Genomic DNA, 16482 nt, shown 5'->3' on the forward strand with positions numbered 1-16482 from the left:
CCGACCGACGCCATTTTGACGCATTGCAGCAAGAAATCGAAACCGGATCATGCGAAAGCCGCGATCGACAGCCGCGCCATTACGGCCGGCAAGGCCGTCGCAACGTTGCGCTCGATGAGATCGATCCGCGGTACCGGACAGCCCGCGATCGGCTCGCTGAAGTCTTCCTGGAAGCGGTCCCTCGCATGCTTCGGCACCAATCGGATATGGAGGTCGATCACCCCGCTTGGCTCGAACGACAGCGGCCGTGGCATGAATCCCGGCACTTCTGCGAGGCCGGCAATGGTGGCGGGTACGCGGCAGATCAGCCGCCCGGCGCGCGTGGCCGCAAGCAGCCTGTCGTCGCCGATCAGCCGTGAAAACAGCCCGCGCGCCCGGCAATGGTCGATCAGCACCAGCGCCAGCGTCGTCTTGCCGGCGCCGGACGGTCCGGTGATGAGCACACCGCGTTCGCCGATGAGCAGCGCCGTTCCATGAATGTTTTCCGCTTGCACGGATCAGCCTTCGGCCGGCAGCGTCACCACGAAGCGCGCACCCTTGATCTCGCCGGGCTTGGTACCCGGGATGTTCTCCGCGGTCAGCGTGCCGCCATGGGCTTCGACGATCTGCCTCGAGATCGACAGGCCGAGGCCTGAATTCTGGCCGAACGCCTCGCCGGCCGGCCGGTCGGTGTAAAAGCGTTCGAAGATACGGTCGATGTTGTCGGCCCGGATGCCGGGGCCATTGTCGTCGACGGTGACGATGTTGAACTTGCCCGCGCGTGCAAGGGAAATCGCGATATGGCCGTGCTCTTCGGGAACGAAGGAGCGGGCATTCTCGATCAGGTTGGTGACGACCTGGCCGATCCTGAGATCATGGCCGACGACGAAATAGCCTTTGACGCCTTGCGGCAGCTTGGCGACCTTGAACTCGATCTCGACCGCCTTCTTGTTGCGCGTCGCCTCACGTGAAACAGCGACGAGGTCGGTGATGAATTTCTTCAGATCCACCGTTCCGGCATCTTCACGCGCCAACTCGGCGTCAAGGCGCGACGCGTCGGAAATATCGGTGATCAGCCGGTCCAGCCGCCGGACATCGTGCTGGATGATCTCCATCAGACGCGCGCGGGAATTATCGTTCTTCGCCAAGGGCAGGGTTTCCACGGCGCTGCGCAGCGACGTCAGCGGGTTCTTCAATTCGTGCGACACGTCGGCGGCAAAGCTCTCGATCGCCTCGATACGGGCGTAGAGCGCATTGGTCATGTCGCGTATGGCGATCGACAAATTGCCGATCTCGTCCTGCCGGTCGGAAAAGTCGGGGATTTCCTCACGATTCTTGACGCCGCGCCGCACCCGCACTGCCGCCGCCGACAACCGGCGCAGCGGGTTGGCGATGGTCGAGGCCAGCAGCATCGACAGGATGGCGGTGACCAGGGCGGCAATGCCGAAGACGCGCAGGATCGCTTTGCGTTCAGCAGCGACGATCTTGTCGATGTCACCGCCTTCCGTCGACAGCATGAGCACGCCGAGCACGGCACGGAAGCGCTGGATCGGCACGGCCACCGAAACAATCTGCTCGCCCTGCTCCGAGACGCGCACGATGGTCGACGGGCTGCCGGTCAGCGCCTTGACCACCTCCGGAAATGCGGCGCCATTGCCGCCCGGCTGTTCGTGGTAGACCGGCAGTTCAGTGTTGCGGAAGAAATCGAAGACGAATTTCTGCACGCGCTCGACAAGGTCGGGCTCTTCTTCCTCGACAGGCGGCAGGTCGTAGCGAAGGATCTGGCCGCGCGAATAGAGATGGCGTGAATCAAGCAGCAGATTGGCGTCGCGATCGTAGATGCGGGCGCGGGTGCGCGTCGGCGAAATCAGCCGTCTCAGCACCGGCGCCACGCGCTCCGGATTGATCGGGAAATCCAGATTGTCGAGCTGGTCCGAGCCGGGGCCGAGGCTTTCGCCGGCCTGCAGCTCCAGCAGCTTTTCCGGGTCGATGCTGATCGAATCGGTCTCGACCGTCGCCGACGCCGCAATCGCGCCAGCGATGATCTCGCCCTGCGTCATCAGGCTCTCGACGCGGGCATCGATCAGCCCGTCGCGAAACGTGTTGAGATAGAGGATGCCGGTGACCAGAACGGCCAGGCCGGCAAGGTTGAGGAAGAGGATGCGCCGGGTCAGGCTGGAAAAGATATGGTGGCCGAGGAAACGGCGCATTGGCACCGTCAGCCTCGACAGAAATGCGGGCAGAATCCTGGACGGCCGCCTGCCGGCGCCCGCCCGTCTGCCTCGCTCTACGTCAACTGCCATAGAATAGCAGCTCCCGGTCCGTTCTTAAGCTTCGCGGAACCGGTACCCGACTCCGTAAAGCGTTTCGATCATTTCGAAGTCATCATCGACGGCCTTGAACTTCTTGCGCAGCCGCTTGATGTGGCTGTCGATGGTGCGATCGTCGACATAGACCTGCTCATCATAGGCTGAATCCATCAACGCATCACGGCTTTTTACCACACCGGGACGCTGCGCCAGCGAGTGCAGGATGAGAAATTCGGTCACGGTCAGCGTCACCGGCTCGCCCTTCCAGGTGCAGGTGTGGCGCTCCTGGTCCATGACAAGCTGGCCGCGCTCGAGCGAGCGGGCCTGCTGGCTGGGTGTCTTCGCCGCTGCCTCGCGGGCACTGGCCCGGCGCAGCACGGCGCGGACCCGTTCGACCAGAAGACGCTGCGAAAACGGTTTGCGGATAAAATCGTCGGCGCCCATCTTGAGGCCGAAGAGCTCGTCGATCTCGTCGTCCTTCGAGGTCAGGAAGATCACCGGCAGGTCGGACTTCTGGCGCATGCGGCGCAGCAGTTCCATACCGTCCATGCGCGGCATCTTGATGTCGAGGATGGCGAGGTTCGGCGGGCGCGCCGCCAGGCCCTCCAGCGCTGACGCCCCATCCGTGTAGGTTTCGACGCGATAGCCCTCGGATTCGAGGGCAATCGACACCGAAGTCAGAATGTTGCGGTCGTCATCGACAAGCGCGATCGTTGCCATTTCAAGCGGCTCCCTCATGAGCTGTCCCTTCTTTCGTAGAGAAGGGGCTTTTGCAGGACAAATTAGGTACAAAATGTGGCATAGGCTCAGACCGCTGTCACGAGCGGCATGCCGGCGGCCACAATCACACCACTACACGGATTGGACGAACAAAGACTGCCAATCCTTTGGGCAACCACCCGACTTTTTGCACATATAAACGATTTAAACAACTTTTAAAATTTTTAAATCGATTAATGATTTGATATCATTCGGGTTTTCTGGTTCTGAGCCTTTCAGCCCTGCAGTAGGGCTCCGGAAAAATTCGCCGGCAAGATGCGGCAAATCGAAGAAGGGACACCCATGTTGGAAGCCGGCAAACGCAACCCCGCATGCGCGATCGATCGGATCGGCCTCCTGACGTCAGGCGTGGTGCGCTATAATTTCGGCGCGGCTCAGCTTTACGAGCAGGCAATCGGCCGCGGCGAGGCCCGGCTGACCGCGCATGGCGCGCTTGTCGCCGAGACCGGTCAGCACACCGGCCGCTCGCCCAAGGACAAGTTTGTCGTTCGCGACGAGGCGACCGCGCCACATGTCTGGTGGGACAACAACAAGGCGATCTCGCCGGCCCAGTTCGAGGCGCTGCTTGCCGATTTTCGCGCCCATGCGGCGGACAAGGACCTTTATGTGCAGGATCTGGTCGGCGGCGCCGACGACGGATTGAAGCTGACGACCAGGGTCGTCACCGAACTCGCCTGGCACTCGCTGTTCATCCGCAATCTGCTCATACGGCCTGAAGCCGCCGCGCTCGAACATTTCGTGCCCGAGATGACGATCATCGACCTGCCGTCGTTCCGCGCCGATCCGGCCCGCCACGGCACCCGCACCGAAACGGTGATCGGGGTCGATCTGGCGCGCAAGATCGTGCTGATCGGTGGCACCACCTATGCCGGCGAGATGAAGAAGTCGGTGTTCACCATGCTCAACTATCTGTTGCCGGCCAAGGGCGTCATGCCGATGCATTGCTCGGCCAATGAAGGGCCGGCTGGTGACGCGGCAGTCTTCTTTGGCCTGTCGGGCACCGGCAAGACGACGCTGTCGGCGGATCCGTCGCGGACACTGGTCGGTGATGACGAACACGGCTGGGGGCCGCACGGCATCTTCAATTTCGAAGGCGGCTGCTACGCCAAGACGATCAAGCTCTCGGCCGAAGCCGAGCCGGAAATCTTCGCCACCACGCAGCGCTTCGGCACCGTGCTGGAGAATGTGATCCTCGACGTCAATCGGGTGCCGGATTTCGACAACGGAAAGCTGACCGAGAACACACGCTGCGCCTATCCGCTCGATTTCATCCCCAACGCCTCGAAGACCGGCCGCGCCGGCCACCCGAAGAACATCATCATGCTGACCGCCGATGCTTTCGGCGTCATGCCGCCGATCGCCCGGCTGACCCCGGCGCAGGCAATGTATCATTTCCTCTCCGGCTACACGGCCAAGGTGGCGGGAACCGAAAAGGGCGTCACCGAGCCCGAAGCGACGTTTTCCACCTGCTTCGGTGCGCCGTTCATGCCGCGCCACCCCTCAGAATACGGCAATCTGCTGCGCGAACTGATCGCGCGTCACGATGTCGATTGCTGGCTGGTCAACACCGGCTGGACCGGCGGCGCCTATGGCACCGGCAAGAGGATGCCGATCAAGGCGACGCGGGCGCTGCTTGCCGCGGCCCTCGACGGTTCGCTGAAGGCGGCCGATTTCCGCACCGATGCCAATTTTGGTTTCGACGTGCCGGTGGCGGTTGCCGGCGTCGACAGTGCCATTCTCGATCCGCGGTCGACCTGGGCCGACAAGGCTGCCTACGACCGGCAGGCGGCAAGGCTGGTCGGCATGTTCGCCGTCAATTTCGAAAAATTCGAACCGCATGTCGACGCCAACGTGCTGGGCGCCGCGCCGCGCTTGCAGGAAGCAGCGGAGTAGGGGCACCGCTCCATTCCTGGAAGGTCCGGTTGTGATCGGGCCTTTTCTTTTTTCGTCCGCCGCGCCATGAGTGCGGCATGACTGCCGACGACAAGATCATCATTGCCGACGAGGCGACAATCCATCCGGGCGACCTGCACGAGGATTTCATCCGCTCGTCCGGGCCTGGCGGCCAGAACGTCAACAAGGTGGCGACGGCGGTGCAGTTGCGCTTTGACGCCGCCAACGCGGCGGGCCTGTCGGAGCGCGTGCGCGAGCGGACGATAAAGCTCGCCGGCCAGCGCGCCACCAAGGATGGCGTCATCGTCATCGAGGCCGGCCGCTACCGCACGCAGGAGCAGAACCGGGCGGACGCGCGGGCACGCCTGACGGCGCTGGTCGCCAAGGCGGCCGAGCCGCCACCGCCGCCGCGCAAGAAGACGAGGCCGTCGAAAGGCGCGGTCGAGCGGCGGCTGAAGAGCAAGGCCGGGCGCGGGACAATCAAGAAATTGCGCGGCCGGGTCGGCGACGACTGAGTGCGACCCGCCAGTATTTTCTTTCTGGCCGGAGGGGCGGAATTGAAGAACGGTGGCTTTCGGGTCGCCGTTCTTGCTTGGCGATGGCATTGTTGCCGGATGAACCGAATGAAACGGCCAATCTGATGCTTGTCCTGCCCAAAGGCGTGCGCCACATGCCAGCCTATCTGTCGCGCGCCATACAGGAGGCGCTGGTCGAGGATGTGAGAAGCGTGGTGCAGGCAGCCCCTCTGTTCGTGCCGGCCATGCCGCGCACCGGCAAGGAGATGAGCGTGCGCATGACCAATTGCGGCGCGCTTGGCTGGGTCACCGACAAGGAGCTTGGCTATCGCTACCAGCCGACCCATCCGGTGACCGGAGAGCCGTGGCCGGCGATCCCCGAGGTGCTCCTGCAATTGTGGCGCGAAGTCTCGGCCTATCCGCAGCCGCCGGAGGCCTGCCTGGTCAATTTCTATGCGCAGGACGCCAAAATGGGCCTGCATCAGGACCGCGACGAGGCCGATTTCGCGGCGCCTGTGGTCTCCGTCTCGCTCGGCGACGACTGCCTGTTCAGGGTCGGCCAGACCACGCGCGACGGGGCGACCAAATCATTCAGGCTGAAAAGCGGTGATGTCGTCGTGCTTGGCGGCGAGGGCCGCCTCTGCTTCCACGGCGTCGACCGTATCTATCCCTCGACCTCGGCGCTGCTCAAGAACGGCGGACGCATCAATCTGACGCTGCGGCGGGTCACGCGGGCGGGACACTAACCGATTCTACAGGTTTTCCTCGTAAACGTGCCTGGGCATTGCAACGTCGGCTCGGGGATCATGACAGACAGCAGTGTAATCTTGCGTCAACTGTGGGCCGCCGCCAACGGAGCAATCCCGCTGGTCCGCCGGGATTCCGGCCTTTATCTGTTCATTGCCATCTACACCTTGGCCGGCCTGGTCTTTCTGCATGCGATCGGCGCGGCCGACCGCAGCGCGTATTCGATATATTTCGGGCGCTGGATATTGCTGAACGGCGTGATGCTGCCGGTCTTCGCCATTCTTGTCGACGTGAGCCTGCTCATGCACCGCTTCGATGGCAGGCGCCGTCTGGCAGCGAAACAGGTGTTTTCGACATCACGGCTGGCATACTCGCTCTCGGGTCTATGCCTCCTCATGGCGCTCATGATCTTTCAAGGCACATTCACCTCCGTGAAAAATGGCATGCCGGTCTGGCAGGATGGCTTTCCATTCGATGTGACACATGCCGACATCGACGCCTTCCTGCATTTCGGCGCCGATCCGTGGCGCTGGCTCTACGTGGTCGCTGAAAATGATTTCGTGCGGACCGCCGTCGAGTGGAACTACAACGTTTTGTGGTTCGTCCTCAATTTCGGCGCCTTGTTCTTTGTCGCGACATCGCCGCGGACGGCGTCGGTTCGAACGCGCTATGTCGCCTGCTTCATGGTGGTCTGGGTTGTCGTAGGCAACATCCTGGCTGGGCTGTTCCTGTCGGCCGGTCCGGCGTTCTATGGTGCCGTCACGGGCGACACGGCGCGGTTTGGCGAACAGCTGGCATTCCTGGCCCACGGCGCCGAATCCGCCAACTCCGCTGTTTCCTATCAGCAATATTTGTGGACGCTCCATGAAGCCAGGCAGACTGGGTTCGCCTCAGGTATTTCGGCCTTTCCCAGCGTGCATGTCGGGTTGGTGATGCTCAACGCGCTTTTCGTGTGGGAGTATAGTCGCCGTCTCGGCGCTTTGGCGTTCGTCTATGTGGCCTTTGTCGCCGTCAGTTCGGTCTATCTAGCCTGGCACTATGCCATCGACGGCTATGCCGCCGCCGCTGTCGCGATCGTGATCTATGTCGTGGCGCGTAAACTCGTCCCCGCGGATCGGCCCTATTTGCGGCTACAGACACAGGACGAGCCGTCGACCGATATCGTGGACCGCCCGGGGGCTGCCGTCACAACTTCCTGAGCGCCACTTCCTCGACCAGGTGATTGGCGCCCTTGCGCAGGATGAGATCGGCCCGCGCCCGCGTCGGCACGATGTTCTCGCGCAGATTCTTCAGATTGATGTTGGCCCACAACCCTTCGGCAATGGCGCGTGCCGCGCCTTCTGACAGTTGCGAATAGCGGTGGAAGAAGGAGTCCGGATTGCGGAAGGCGGTCTCGCGCAGCCGCATGAAGCGGGCAATGTACCATTGGTGGATCAGCTTCTCGTCGGCATCGATATAGATGGCGAAGTCGAAGAAGTCCGACAGGAACGGCACGATCTTGCCATCCCTGGGCAATTTACCCGGCTGCAGCACGTTGATGCCTTCGAAGATCAATATGTCCGGCCTATCGATGGTGACGAACTCGCCGGGGATGACGTCATAGGTCAAATGCGAATAGACCGGCGCCCGGACATTGCGTTGCGCCGACTTGATGCCCGACAGGAAACGCAGCAGCGCACCGACATCGTAGCTGTCGGGAAAGCCCTTGCGCTCCATCAGATTGTCGCGCCGCAGCACCTCGTTGGGCAGCAGGAAACCGTCGGTGGTGATCAGATCGACCTTCGGGCTCGACGGCCAGCGCGCCAAAAGTTCCTTGAGCACGCGTGCCGTGGTCGACTTCCCGACCGCAACCGAGCCGGCAATGCCGATGATGAACGGCGTCTTGACCACATCCAGCGCGTTGAAGAAGGCCTGGCGCTGGCGGAACAGGAGCTGGCTCGCCTCGACATGCGCGGACAAGAGCCGCGACAGCGACAGATAGATGCGCTTGACCTCTTCGAGATCGACCGGGTCGTTCAGCGAACGCAGGCGGTTGATTTCATCCTCGCCGAGCGTCAGCGGCGTGTCGGCGCGGAACTGCGACCATTGCTCGGCCGAGAAGAAACGAAAGGGTGAATATTTCTCGGTGGGAGCGAGCTGGTCCATCGAGTTTCCTGCCCTCCTCAGCGGTCAGCGTCTCAGGACCGAGACGCCTTTTCTGCGATGCCCGAGCGCCCGGTGCGGGTTTCGAGCTCCTTGAGCACGTCGCTCAGCGGAATGTCGGCGATGCCGAGAACGACGAGCCAATGATATAGAAGATCGGCACTTTCCGAAACGAGAGCTTTTTTGTCGCCTTTGACGGCGGCGATGACGGTTTCGACCGCCTCTTCACCGAGTTTCTGCGCCGCCTTGTCCATGCCGCGCGCAAACAGCTTTGCCGTCCACGAGTCCGGGTCGCCGGACTGCGCGCGTTCGCGGATGGTTTTCTCCAGATCGGAGAGCGAGAACTCAGCCATGACGCAGCCTACAGCCTTTGTGGTTTGGAGTGAAACGGCGAGTCCAGGCGCATCGGCAGCCCGGCAAGCGCCATATGCGCCTTGGCCTGCGCGATCGTGTAGGTGCCGAAATGGAAGATCGATGCCGCCAGCACAGCCCCGGCATGGCCGTCGCGAATGCCTTCGACCATGTGGTCGAGCGTGCCGACGCCGCCAGATGCGATCACCGGCGCACGCACGGCGTCGGCGATGGTGCGGGTCAGCGCGATGTCGTAGCCGGCCTTGGTGCCGTCGCGGTCCATCGACGTCAACAGGATTTCGCCTGCGCCGAGATCGACCATTTTTCGCGCGAATTCGACTGCGTCGATGCCGGTTTTTTCGCGGCCGCCATGGGTAAAGATCTCCCACCGGTCGGCCTCGCCCGCCGCCGACACTTTCTTGGCGTCGATGGCGACGACGATGCACTGGTTGCCGAACTTATCGGCCGCTTCAGCGACGAAATCAGGGTTCTTCACCGCCGCCGTGTTGATCGACACCTTGTCGGCGCCGGCCAGCAACAGTTTTCGGATGTCGGCGACCTGGCGCACGCCGCCACCGACGGTCAGCGGCATGAAGCATTGTTCGGCGGTGCGGGCGATGACGTCGAAGATCGTCTCGCGGTTGTCGGACGAGGCGGTGATGTCGAGAAAGCAGAGCTCGTCGGCGCCGGCCGCGTCATAGGCCTTGGCCGCCTCGACCGGATCGCCGGCGTCGATCAGGTCGACGAAATTGACGCCCTTGACAACGCGGCCGTTCTTCACGTCGAGACAGGGGATGACGCGGGCCTTCAGCATCAGCTTTTCTCCACCGTTGCCAGCAGATCGGTCAGCAATTGGCCGACCAGCGGCGGAACATCGCCTTGCGCGTCGAACGCCGGATCGTAGGCAGAGATGGTGATGCCGACGATCGGCAGCAAACCGGCCATGCCGCAGACCGCCTGGCGCAACTGTGCCGGTCTCGGCCCGCCCGAATGCGTATAGCGATTGGCCTGCAATTCGTTGGGGTCGTGGACATCCAGGTCGAGATGCATATGCGTTCGCTTGACGCCGGTGGCCTTCAGTCTTCCGGCCGCCTTTGCCGCATCCGGGCATTCCGCTCGAATGACCGGCAATGTCTCCAGCAGCAGCTCTTCCGCCGGATCGAGGTCGCGGGCGTTGACCAGCACGCAGCGGGACGGGTCGATCGCATGAAAGCCGGGAATGGCTTTCGCCATCGGCCGCCAGCACAGCCCCAGAACCGTCGCCAACGCCATGCCGTCGAGAAAGCCGTAAACGGATGTCTCGGGCGTGTTGAGGTCGCCATGCTGGTCGGCCCAGATGATCGAATCGGCGTCCCCGCCGGCGACTGCACCGGCTGATGTCAGGCAATTGCCGGCGAGCACAATGGGAAACCGCCCCCTGTCGCGAGCAATGCGGACCTCGCCGGAGACGGCGTTGCAGACAGCAAAGCCTGTTGCGATTTCGCGCTCCTGCTCATCTCCGACCTTGCCGATGTCCTCGACGGCAACGTCGTGGCCGGCCAGCGTCAGCGCTTCGACCAGCCCGCCCGATATCAGCGCGTCCGGTCCCTGGCCCATGCCGCCGTGATAATAACCGCTGTCATAGGAGGCCAGGACGATCGAGACTTTCACGGTCTCGCCTCCGCCACCGGCCTGCCGCGCAGGATCGCCAGGGCCTCGGTCGGGTCGATGCGCCCGTCATAGAGCGCGCGGCCGGAAATAGCGCCTTCGAGCTTTTGCGCATCGGGCATGGTCATGCGCACGATGTCGGCGATCGAAGCCAGGCCGCCCGAGGCGATAACCGGGATCGACACCGCTTCGGCGAGGCTGATCGTTGCATCCCAGTTGATGCCGGTCAGCACGCCGTCGCGGTCGATGTCGGTGTAAATGATGGCGGCGACGCCGGCGCCCTCGAATTTCCTTGCCAGTTCGATGACGCCGAGGCTGGAGGCCTCGGCCCAACCCTCGACCGCCACCTTGCCGCCCTTGGCGTCGATGCCGACGGCGATCTTGCCCGGAAACGCCTTGCAGGCCTGCTTGACCAGGTCGGGATCGCGCACCGCCACCGTACCGAGAATGACTCGGGCGAGCCCGCGATCGAGCCAGTCCTCGATCTGTTCCAGGGTGCGGATGCCGCCGCCGAGCTGCACCGGGTTCTTCGTTGCCTTGAGGATGGCGCCGACCGCCGCGCTGTTGACGCTCTGGCCCTTGAAGGCGCCGTTGAGGTCGACGACATGCAGCCACTCGAAGCCCTGGCTTTCGAAGGCTCTGGCCTGGTCTGCCGGATCGTCGTTGTAGATCGTCGCGGTCGCCATATCGCCGTGCTTCAGCCGCACGCACTGGCCGTCCTTGAGGTCTATGGCCGGAAACAGGATCACGGTTCACACCCCTTCCACAATGGCGAAATGCGACGTCGAATAAAGCCGCCGGAGTTTTAGCGCCGCCTGGTATTCGGGTGAATGGAAGCAGGCGAGTGCGACCGCGTAGCTCTCGAACTCGATGATGATGTGGCGACTGCCGGACGGCCCTTCCGGGCTCGACGACTGGCCGCCACGGGTCAGGAATCTTGCGCCGTATTTGTCGAAGGCCGCTTTGTTGGCGGCGATGTAGAGCGGATAGTTTTCCGGATCGGTCACCTCGATCATCGCCATCCAGTAGCCCTTCTTGCTCATGGCTTCCACCGCAGGAAGTTGGTGATCAGCGCCAGGCCGAGCGCCTGGCTCTTTTCGGGATGGAACTGGGTGCCGACGAGGTTGTCGCGGGCGACAGCGGCCGTCACCGGGCCGCCATAGTCGGCGACGGCCAGCACTTCGGTCGGCTTCGTTGCATCGAGGTGGTAGGAATGCACGAAATAGGCGTGCAGCCCCTTGGGTCCGGTGAGAATGCCGGAAAACAGCGGATGTTTGCGCTCCAGATCGATCGTGTTCCAGCCGATCTGCGGGATCTTCAGCGCCGGATCGGAGGGCTTGATCTCCTTGACGTCGCCGGCGATCCAGCCAAAGCCTTTGGTAACGGTCTTTTCGAGGCCGCGTTCCGACATCAACTGCATGCCGACGCAAATGCCGAGGAACGGCCGCCCCTTGGCGATGGCCACCTCCTCCACCGCTTCCCACATGCCGGCAACGGCACGCAAGCCCGCCGCGCAATCGGCATAGGCCCCGACGCCGGGCAGCACGATGCGGTCGGCGGTGCGCACCCGTTCGGCGTCCGCCGTCAGCTCGATGGCGGCAGCGATGCCGGCTTCATGCGCGGCGCGCTCGAAGGCCTTGGTGGCCGAGCGCAGATTGCCCGACCCGTAGTCGATGATCGCTACCCGCATCTCAGGTCTTTCCCGGCGTGTGGGTCAGCCCCAGCGCCATGCCCGGCTGCGCCGGCCGCGCCTGGGCGGCGTCCGGAACGATGCGATGCACCGGCGCGCCTTCATCCGACGGCGCCTCGGTTTCCAGCGCATAGCGGGTGTCGGCATCGTCGATCCCATCGGCCTCGACGACGCCCCATTGATGCCAGCCCCGCCGGTGCAGCGCCGCGATCCGCAAAGCCTGTCCCTCCAGCCCGACATAGAGCGAGACCAGCAGCGAGAGAGCCGAGCCGGCCCATTCGAGACCCAGTTTCTCGCCGAGCAGCGACAGCGCGGCCATCGCGACAAAGGCAAGCGCCGCCTCGACCCACAGCCGGTGCCAGGCGAGCCACAACGGCGTCACCAGGAAGCCGAGCCAGGAAAAGCCGTCACGGACAAAGGTCGTATCGGCCTTTTCGCCGCGGCCCGGTGGCTCCATCACGACATAGATGGCCATGATACTATCCCTTCAGCGATCCCTTGGTGGAGGGCACCGCGTCCGGCTGGCGCGGGTCGGGTTCAAGGGCAGCGCGCAGCGCCCGCGCCACCGCCTTGAAGCAGGTCTCGGCGATATGGTGGTTGTTGGCGCCGTAGTGGTTGGTCACATGCAGCGTGATGCCGGCATTCTGCGCCAGCGCCTGAAAGAATTCACGCACCAGTTCGGTGTCGAAGGTGCCGATTTTCGGCGACGAGAAGGCAACATTCCACACCAGGAAAGGGCGGCCGGAGACATCGATCGCCGCCCGCGTCAGCGTCTCGTCCATGGCGAGGTCGATCGAGGCATAGCGCATGATGCCGCGCCGTTCGCCCAGCGCCTTGCTGAGCGCCTGGCCGAGCGCGATGCCGGTGTCCTCGACCGTGTGGTGGTCGTCTATGTGCAGGTCGCCCGTGGCCTTGACCGTCATGTCGATCAGCGAATGGCGCGACAACTGATCCAGCATATGGTCGAAGAAGCCGATATCAGTCGCAATGTCTGACTTGCCCGAGCCGTCGACATGGACCGATACGGAGATATCGGTTTCCTTGGTCTTGCGGCTTGCTTGCGCGGAACGGGTCGGCATGACCTTGTCCTTGTCTTGGAGTTTGCAGGCTTTCCAAGCCTTCACTGCTTGAAAACGAGAGCCTTCTAGCAGCATGATCCGGCGATTGCCAGTTGCCATGCCAAGCCGCATCGAGGCCGGTTTGCAATCGCCGGGCCTATGCATACATATGGCCGATCAAGTCACTCGTAACGCGCCAATCGCCTTTTGGGATGGCGCTGCTCGGAGCCCAAGAAATGTCGAATGAACTGACCATGCACGCCACGACCATCGTGACGGTGCGCAAGGGCAACAAGGTGGTGATCGCGGGCGACGGCCAGGTCAGCCTTGGCCAGACCATCATGAAGGGCAACGCCAAAAAGGTGCGCCGCATCGGCAAGGGCGGCAATGTCATTGCCGGTTTTGCCGGCGCCACCGCCGACGCCTTCACCTTGCTGGAGCGGTTGGAAGCCAAGCTCGAACAATATCCCGACCAGCTGACGCGGGCTTGCGTCGAACTCGCCAAGGACTGGCGCACCGACCGCTATCTGCGCCGTCTGGAAGCCATGATGCTGGTGGCCGACAAGTCGGTTTCGCTGGCGCTGACCGGCACCGGCGACGTGCTCGAGCCCGAATTCGGCGTCATGGCCATCGGCTCGGGCGGCAATTACGCACTGGCCGCGGCGCGCGCGCTGATGGACAGCGACAAGGATGCCGAGGAGATCGCCCGCAAGGCGATGCAGATCGCGTCGGACATCTGCGTCTACACCAACAACAATTTCGTCATCGAAACGCTCGATGCCGGCTGATCCGGTTTTGCTCTACGATTTTCGGCCGGTGACCGAGAAGGACCTGCCGATGATCGCGGCATGGCTCGCCGAGCCGCATGTGGCTGAGTGGTGGGACGATTCCGAAACGGAAATCGCTGAAATTCGTGAGCATATCGACTCGATTTCCGTCGAACCGCTGATCGTCGAGCTCGACGGCAAGCCGATCGCCTATCTGCAGAGCTACGACCCGCACCTGGAGGACGGCCATCCCTATGCCGACCAGCCATTCGGCACGCTCGGCATCGACCTGTCGATCGGCGTGCCGGGATTTGTCGGGGCCGGCCATGGCTCGGCCATTGTCCGCCAGTTCGTCGAGCAGCTGTTCGAGGAAGGCGCGCCGCGCGTCATCATCGACCCGGATCCGTCCAATGGACGGGCCATTCGCGCCTATGAGAAGGCCGGTTTCAGAGCCATCGATCGCAGGCACTCTAGATATGGGGACGTCGTTCTGATGGCCGTCGATGCCGAAGAGAGCGACACGGAAGAGGGGAAATGACCTGATGACGACACCGGTCAAGGACGACAGCTATTCGGCCTATGAAGACTCCTGGCGGATGGGGTTGCTGCTCGTCCTCGCTCTGATCGTCTTCCAGGCCGGGGCGCTGTACGGCATGGGGCGAACGCCGATCTGCACCTGCGGCTATGTCAAACTCTGGCATGGTGTTGTGCAGAGTTCGGAGAATTCCCAGCATATTTCCGACTGGTACACCTTCTCGCACATCATCCACGGCTTCCTGTTCTACGCGCTGGCGCGGTTCCTGTTCCCGCGTTCGCCGATCGGGCTCAGGCTGGCCTTTGCCGTCCTCATCGAGGGTGGCTGGGAATTGCTCGAGAACAGCCCGTTCATCATCGACCGCTACCGCGCCGGCACCATCTCGCTCGATTACTACGGCGACAGCATCATCAATTCGGTGTCCGACACACTGGCCATGGTGCTGGGATTTGTGATGGCGCGAAGGCTACCTATATGGGTGATCGTCAGCCTCGCCATCATCTTCGAACTCGGTACCGGCTACCTCATCCGGGACAATCTGACACTCAACGTGATCATGCTGCTGCATCCGTTCGAGGCCATCAAGCAGTGGCAAAGTGGAATTTAGTGACATGACGACATTTTCTCCCCGCGAAATCGTTTCGGAGCTCGACCGCTTCATCATCGGCCAGAAAGACGCCAAGCGCGCCGTGGCCATTGCCTTGCGCAACCGCTGGCGCCGCCAGCAGCTCCAAGGCCAGATGCGTGAAGAGGTGATGCCGAAGAACATCCTGATGATCGGGCCGACCGGCGTCGGCAAGACCGAGATTTCGCGCCGCCTGGCGCGTCTGGCCGGAGCACCCTTCGTCAAGGTCGAGGCGACCAAGTTCACCGAGGTCGGCTATGTCGGCCGCGATGTCGAGCAGATCATCCGGGACCTGGTCGAGATCGCCATCGGCCTGGTGCGCGATAAGATGCGCGAAGACGTCAAGGCGCGCGCCCATATCAATGCCGAGGAACGGGTGCTGGAAGCCCTTGTCGGCAAGACGGCGAGCCCGGCCACCCGCGACAGTTTCCGCAAGAAATTGCGCGACGGCGAGCTCGACGACAAGGAGATCGAGGTCGAAGTGGCCGATACCGGCACTGGCGGCATGCCCGGCTTCGAGATCCCCGGCATGCCGGGCGCCAATATCGGCGTGCTCAACATCAACGACATGCTGTCGAAGGCGATGGGCGGCAAGAAGACCAAGACGCGCAAGACGACGGTGAAGGAATCCTACGCGCTTCTGGTCAACGACGAGTCCGACAAGCTGCTCGACCAGGACGAGGTGGTGCGCCAGGCGCTCGATGCGACGGAAAATGACGGCATCGTCTTCCTCGACGAGATCGACAAGATCGCGTCGCGCGAAGGCGGCATGGGGGCCGGCGTTTCGCGCGAAGGCGTGCAGCGTGACCTGCTGCCGCTGATCGAAGGCACGACGGTGGCGACCAAGTATGGACCGCTGAAGACCGACCACATCCTGTTCATCGCCTCCGGCGCCTTCCATGTTTCGAAGCCGTCCGACCTGTTGCCGGAATTGCAGGGCCGCCTGCCGATCCGCGTCGAATTGCGGGCGCTGGAGAAGGACGATTTCGTCCGCATCCTCACCGAGACAGAGGCCAGTCTGATCAAACAATACATCGCGCTGATGAAGACCGAGGGCGTCGACCTGACCTTCACCGACGATGCCATCGATTCGCTTGCCGGCATCGCCGTCGACCTCAACGCCAGCGTCGAGAACATCGGCGCCAGGCGCCTGCAGACGGTGATGGAGCGGGTGCTGGACGAGATCTCCTATGATGCGCCCGACCGTAACGGCACCTCGGTGATCATCGACGCCGCCTATGTGGAAAAGCACGTCGGTGACCTCTCCAGAAACACAGATTTGTCGCGATTCATCCTTTAAAGGGCAATTCATCTCGTAAAGGGCGGGCCGGGGCGGCACGCAATCTGCCGGCAGGATTTGCGAAGGTGTGGCCAAATGGAAGCATCTGGCCAGCTTTCGACCCGCCGGGCCAAGGGGTCTATCGACTCCCCTAGGAGCATTACC

20 protein-coding genes are annotated in these 16482 nt (G+C 62.8%); 8 read left to right on the plus strand and 12 right to left on the minus strand.

The window, feature by feature from the left end; translation table 11 throughout:
• Nucleotides 1-47 precede the first annotated feature (47 nt).
• The 3 genes from AC1D0N_RS01280 to AC1D0N_RS01290 are packed head-to-tail and all read right to left on the minus strand — an operon-like array spanning nt 48 to nt 3008.
• Nucleotides 48-494, minus strand: a complete 447-nt coding sequence (locus tag AC1D0N_RS01280; protein WP_477240593.1) for an HPr kinase/phosphorylase — start codon at nt 492-494, stop codon at nt 48-50.
• A 3-nt stretch (nt 495-497) separates the two neighbouring features.
• Nucleotides 498-2282 (minus strand): stimulus-sensing domain-containing protein, encoded by a 1785-nt coding sequence (locus tag AC1D0N_RS01285; RefSeq protein ID WP_477240595.1) that lies wholly within the window; start codon nt 2280-2282, stop codon nt 498-500.
• 24 nt (nt 2283-2306) lie between these two features.
• A complete protein-coding gene (locus AC1D0N_RS01290) occupies nt 2307-3008 on the minus strand; it encodes a response regulator transcription factor (RefSeq protein ID WP_013528337.1) in 702 nt (233 codons plus the stop codon).
• Between the two features lie 342 nt (nt 3009-3350).
• On the opposite strand from AC1D0N_RS01290, the gene AC1D0N_RS01295 reads away from it, so the two are divergent.
• The 4 genes from AC1D0N_RS01295 (at nt 3351) to AC1D0N_RS01310 (ending at nt 7422) form a co-directional block, all read left to right on the plus strand.
• Nucleotides 3351-4961 carry a phosphoenolpyruvate carboxykinase gene (locus AC1D0N_RS01295; protein WP_477240597.1) on the plus strand — a complete coding sequence of 537 codons (1611 nt, stop codon included), beginning with the start codon at nt 3351-3353 and terminating at the stop codon, nt 4959-4961.
• Nucleotides 4962-5038: 77 nt separating this feature from the next.
• Nucleotides 5039-5476 (plus strand): alternative ribosome rescue aminoacyl-tRNA hydrolase ArfB, encoded by a 438-nt coding sequence (arfB, locus tag AC1D0N_RS01300; RefSeq protein ID WP_477240599.1) that lies wholly within the window; start codon nt 5039-5041, stop codon nt 5474-5476.
• Nucleotides 5477-5601: 125 nt separating this feature from the next.
• Nucleotides 5602-6222, plus strand: coding sequence for an alpha-ketoglutarate-dependent dioxygenase AlkB family protein (locus AC1D0N_RS01305; RefSeq protein WP_477241840.1), 621 nt, complete (start codon nt 5602-5604; stop codon nt 6220-6222).
• A gap of 168 nt (nt 6223-6390) precedes the next feature.
• Entirely contained in the window at nt 6391-7422 is a 1032-nt protein-coding gene (locus AC1D0N_RS01310; protein ID WP_477240601.1) for a phosphatase PAP2 family protein, read from the plus strand.
• Here the strand turns inward: AC1D0N_RS01310 and coaA are convergent.
• Genes coaA through hisB form a run of 9 tightly spaced genes read right to left on the minus strand, consistent with a single transcriptional unit; the run spans nt 7409 to nt 13132 of the window.
• Nucleotides 7409-8368 carry a type I pantothenate kinase gene (coaA, locus tag AC1D0N_RS01315; RefSeq protein WP_477240603.1) on the minus strand — a complete coding sequence of 320 codons (960 nt, stop codon included), beginning with the start codon at nt 8366-8368 and terminating at the stop codon, nt 7409-7411. The genes AC1D0N_RS01310 and coaA overlap by 14 nt on opposite strands.
• A 32-nt stretch (nt 8369-8400) precedes the next feature.
• Nucleotides 8401-8718 carry a phosphoribosyl-ATP diphosphatase gene (locus AC1D0N_RS01320; RefSeq protein ID WP_477240605.1) on the minus strand — a complete coding sequence of 106 codons (318 nt, stop codon included), beginning with the start codon at nt 8716-8718 and terminating at the stop codon, nt 8401-8403.
• 8 nt (nt 8719-8726) lie between these two features.
• A complete protein-coding gene (gene hisF, locus AC1D0N_RS01325) occupies nt 8727-9533 on the minus strand; it encodes an imidazole glycerol phosphate synthase subunit HisF (protein WP_477241842.1) in 807 nt (268 codons plus the stop codon).
• Nucleotides 9530-10366, minus strand: a complete 837-nt coding sequence (locus AC1D0N_RS01330; RefSeq protein ID WP_477240607.1) for an arginase family protein — start codon at nt 10364-10366, stop codon at nt 9530-9532. Before AC1D0N_RS01330 ends, hisF begins: the two co-directional genes overlap by 4 nt.
• Nucleotides 10363-11112, minus strand: coding sequence for a 1-(5-phosphoribosyl)-5-[(5-phosphoribosylamino)methylideneamino]imidazole-4-carboxamide isomerase (gene hisA / locus AC1D0N_RS01335; protein ID WP_477240609.1), 750 nt, complete (start codon nt 11110-11112; stop codon nt 10363-10365). The genes AC1D0N_RS01330 and hisA overlap by 4 nt, the downstream gene beginning before the upstream one ends.
• A 3-nt stretch (nt 11113-11115) precedes the next feature.
• On the minus strand, nt 11116-11406 hold the full coding sequence (locus AC1D0N_RS01340; RefSeq protein WP_477240611.1) for a DUF1330 domain-containing protein: 291 nt from the start codon (nt 11404-11406) through the stop codon (nt 11116-11118).
• Nucleotides 11403-12053: an imidazole glycerol phosphate synthase subunit HisH gene (gene hisH / locus AC1D0N_RS01345; protein ID WP_477240613.1), complete on the minus strand. Its 651-nt coding sequence runs from the start codon at nt 12051-12053 to the stop codon at nt 11403-11405. Before hisH ends, AC1D0N_RS01340 begins: the two co-directional genes overlap by 4 nt.
• 1 nt (nt 12054) lies before the next feature.
• Nucleotides 12055-12528, minus strand: coding sequence for a DUF2628 domain-containing protein (locus tag AC1D0N_RS01350; protein WP_477240615.1), 474 nt, complete (start codon nt 12526-12528; stop codon nt 12055-12057).
• Between the two features lie 4 nt (nt 12529-12532).
• Nucleotides 12533-13132 (minus strand): imidazoleglycerol-phosphate dehydratase HisB, encoded by a 600-nt coding sequence (gene hisB / locus AC1D0N_RS01355; RefSeq protein WP_477240617.1) that lies wholly within the window; start codon nt 13130-13132, stop codon nt 12533-12535.
• 215 nt (nt 13133-13347) lie between these two features.
• Here hisB and hslV point away from each other — a divergent pair, with 215 nt between their 5' ends.
• From hslV to hslU, 4 genes are read left to right on the plus strand one after another with little or no spacing between them, the layout of a single operon-like run.
• Nucleotides 13348-13899, plus strand: a complete 552-nt coding sequence (gene hslV, locus AC1D0N_RS01360; RefSeq protein ID WP_109666998.1) for an ATP-dependent protease subunit HslV — start codon at nt 13348-13350, stop codon at nt 13897-13899.
• A complete protein-coding gene (locus AC1D0N_RS01365; protein WP_477240620.1) occupies nt 13889-14416 on the plus strand; it encodes a GNAT family N-acetyltransferase in 528 nt (175 codons plus the stop codon). Before hslV ends, AC1D0N_RS01365 begins: the two co-directional genes overlap by 11 nt.
• 4 nt (nt 14417-14420) lie before the next feature.
• Entirely contained in the window at nt 14421-15020 is a 600-nt protein-coding gene (locus tag AC1D0N_RS01370) for a DUF2585 domain-containing protein (RefSeq protein WP_477240622.1), read from the plus strand.
• A gap of 4 nt (nt 15021-15024) precedes the next feature.
• A complete protein-coding gene (gene hslU, locus AC1D0N_RS01375; RefSeq protein ID WP_477240623.1) occupies nt 15025-16338 on the plus strand; it encodes an ATP-dependent protease ATPase subunit HslU in 1314 nt (437 codons plus the stop codon).
• Nucleotides 16339-16482 lie beyond the last annotated feature (144 nt).

Source organism: Mesorhizobium sp. P2_E10, from assembly GCF_056404235.1.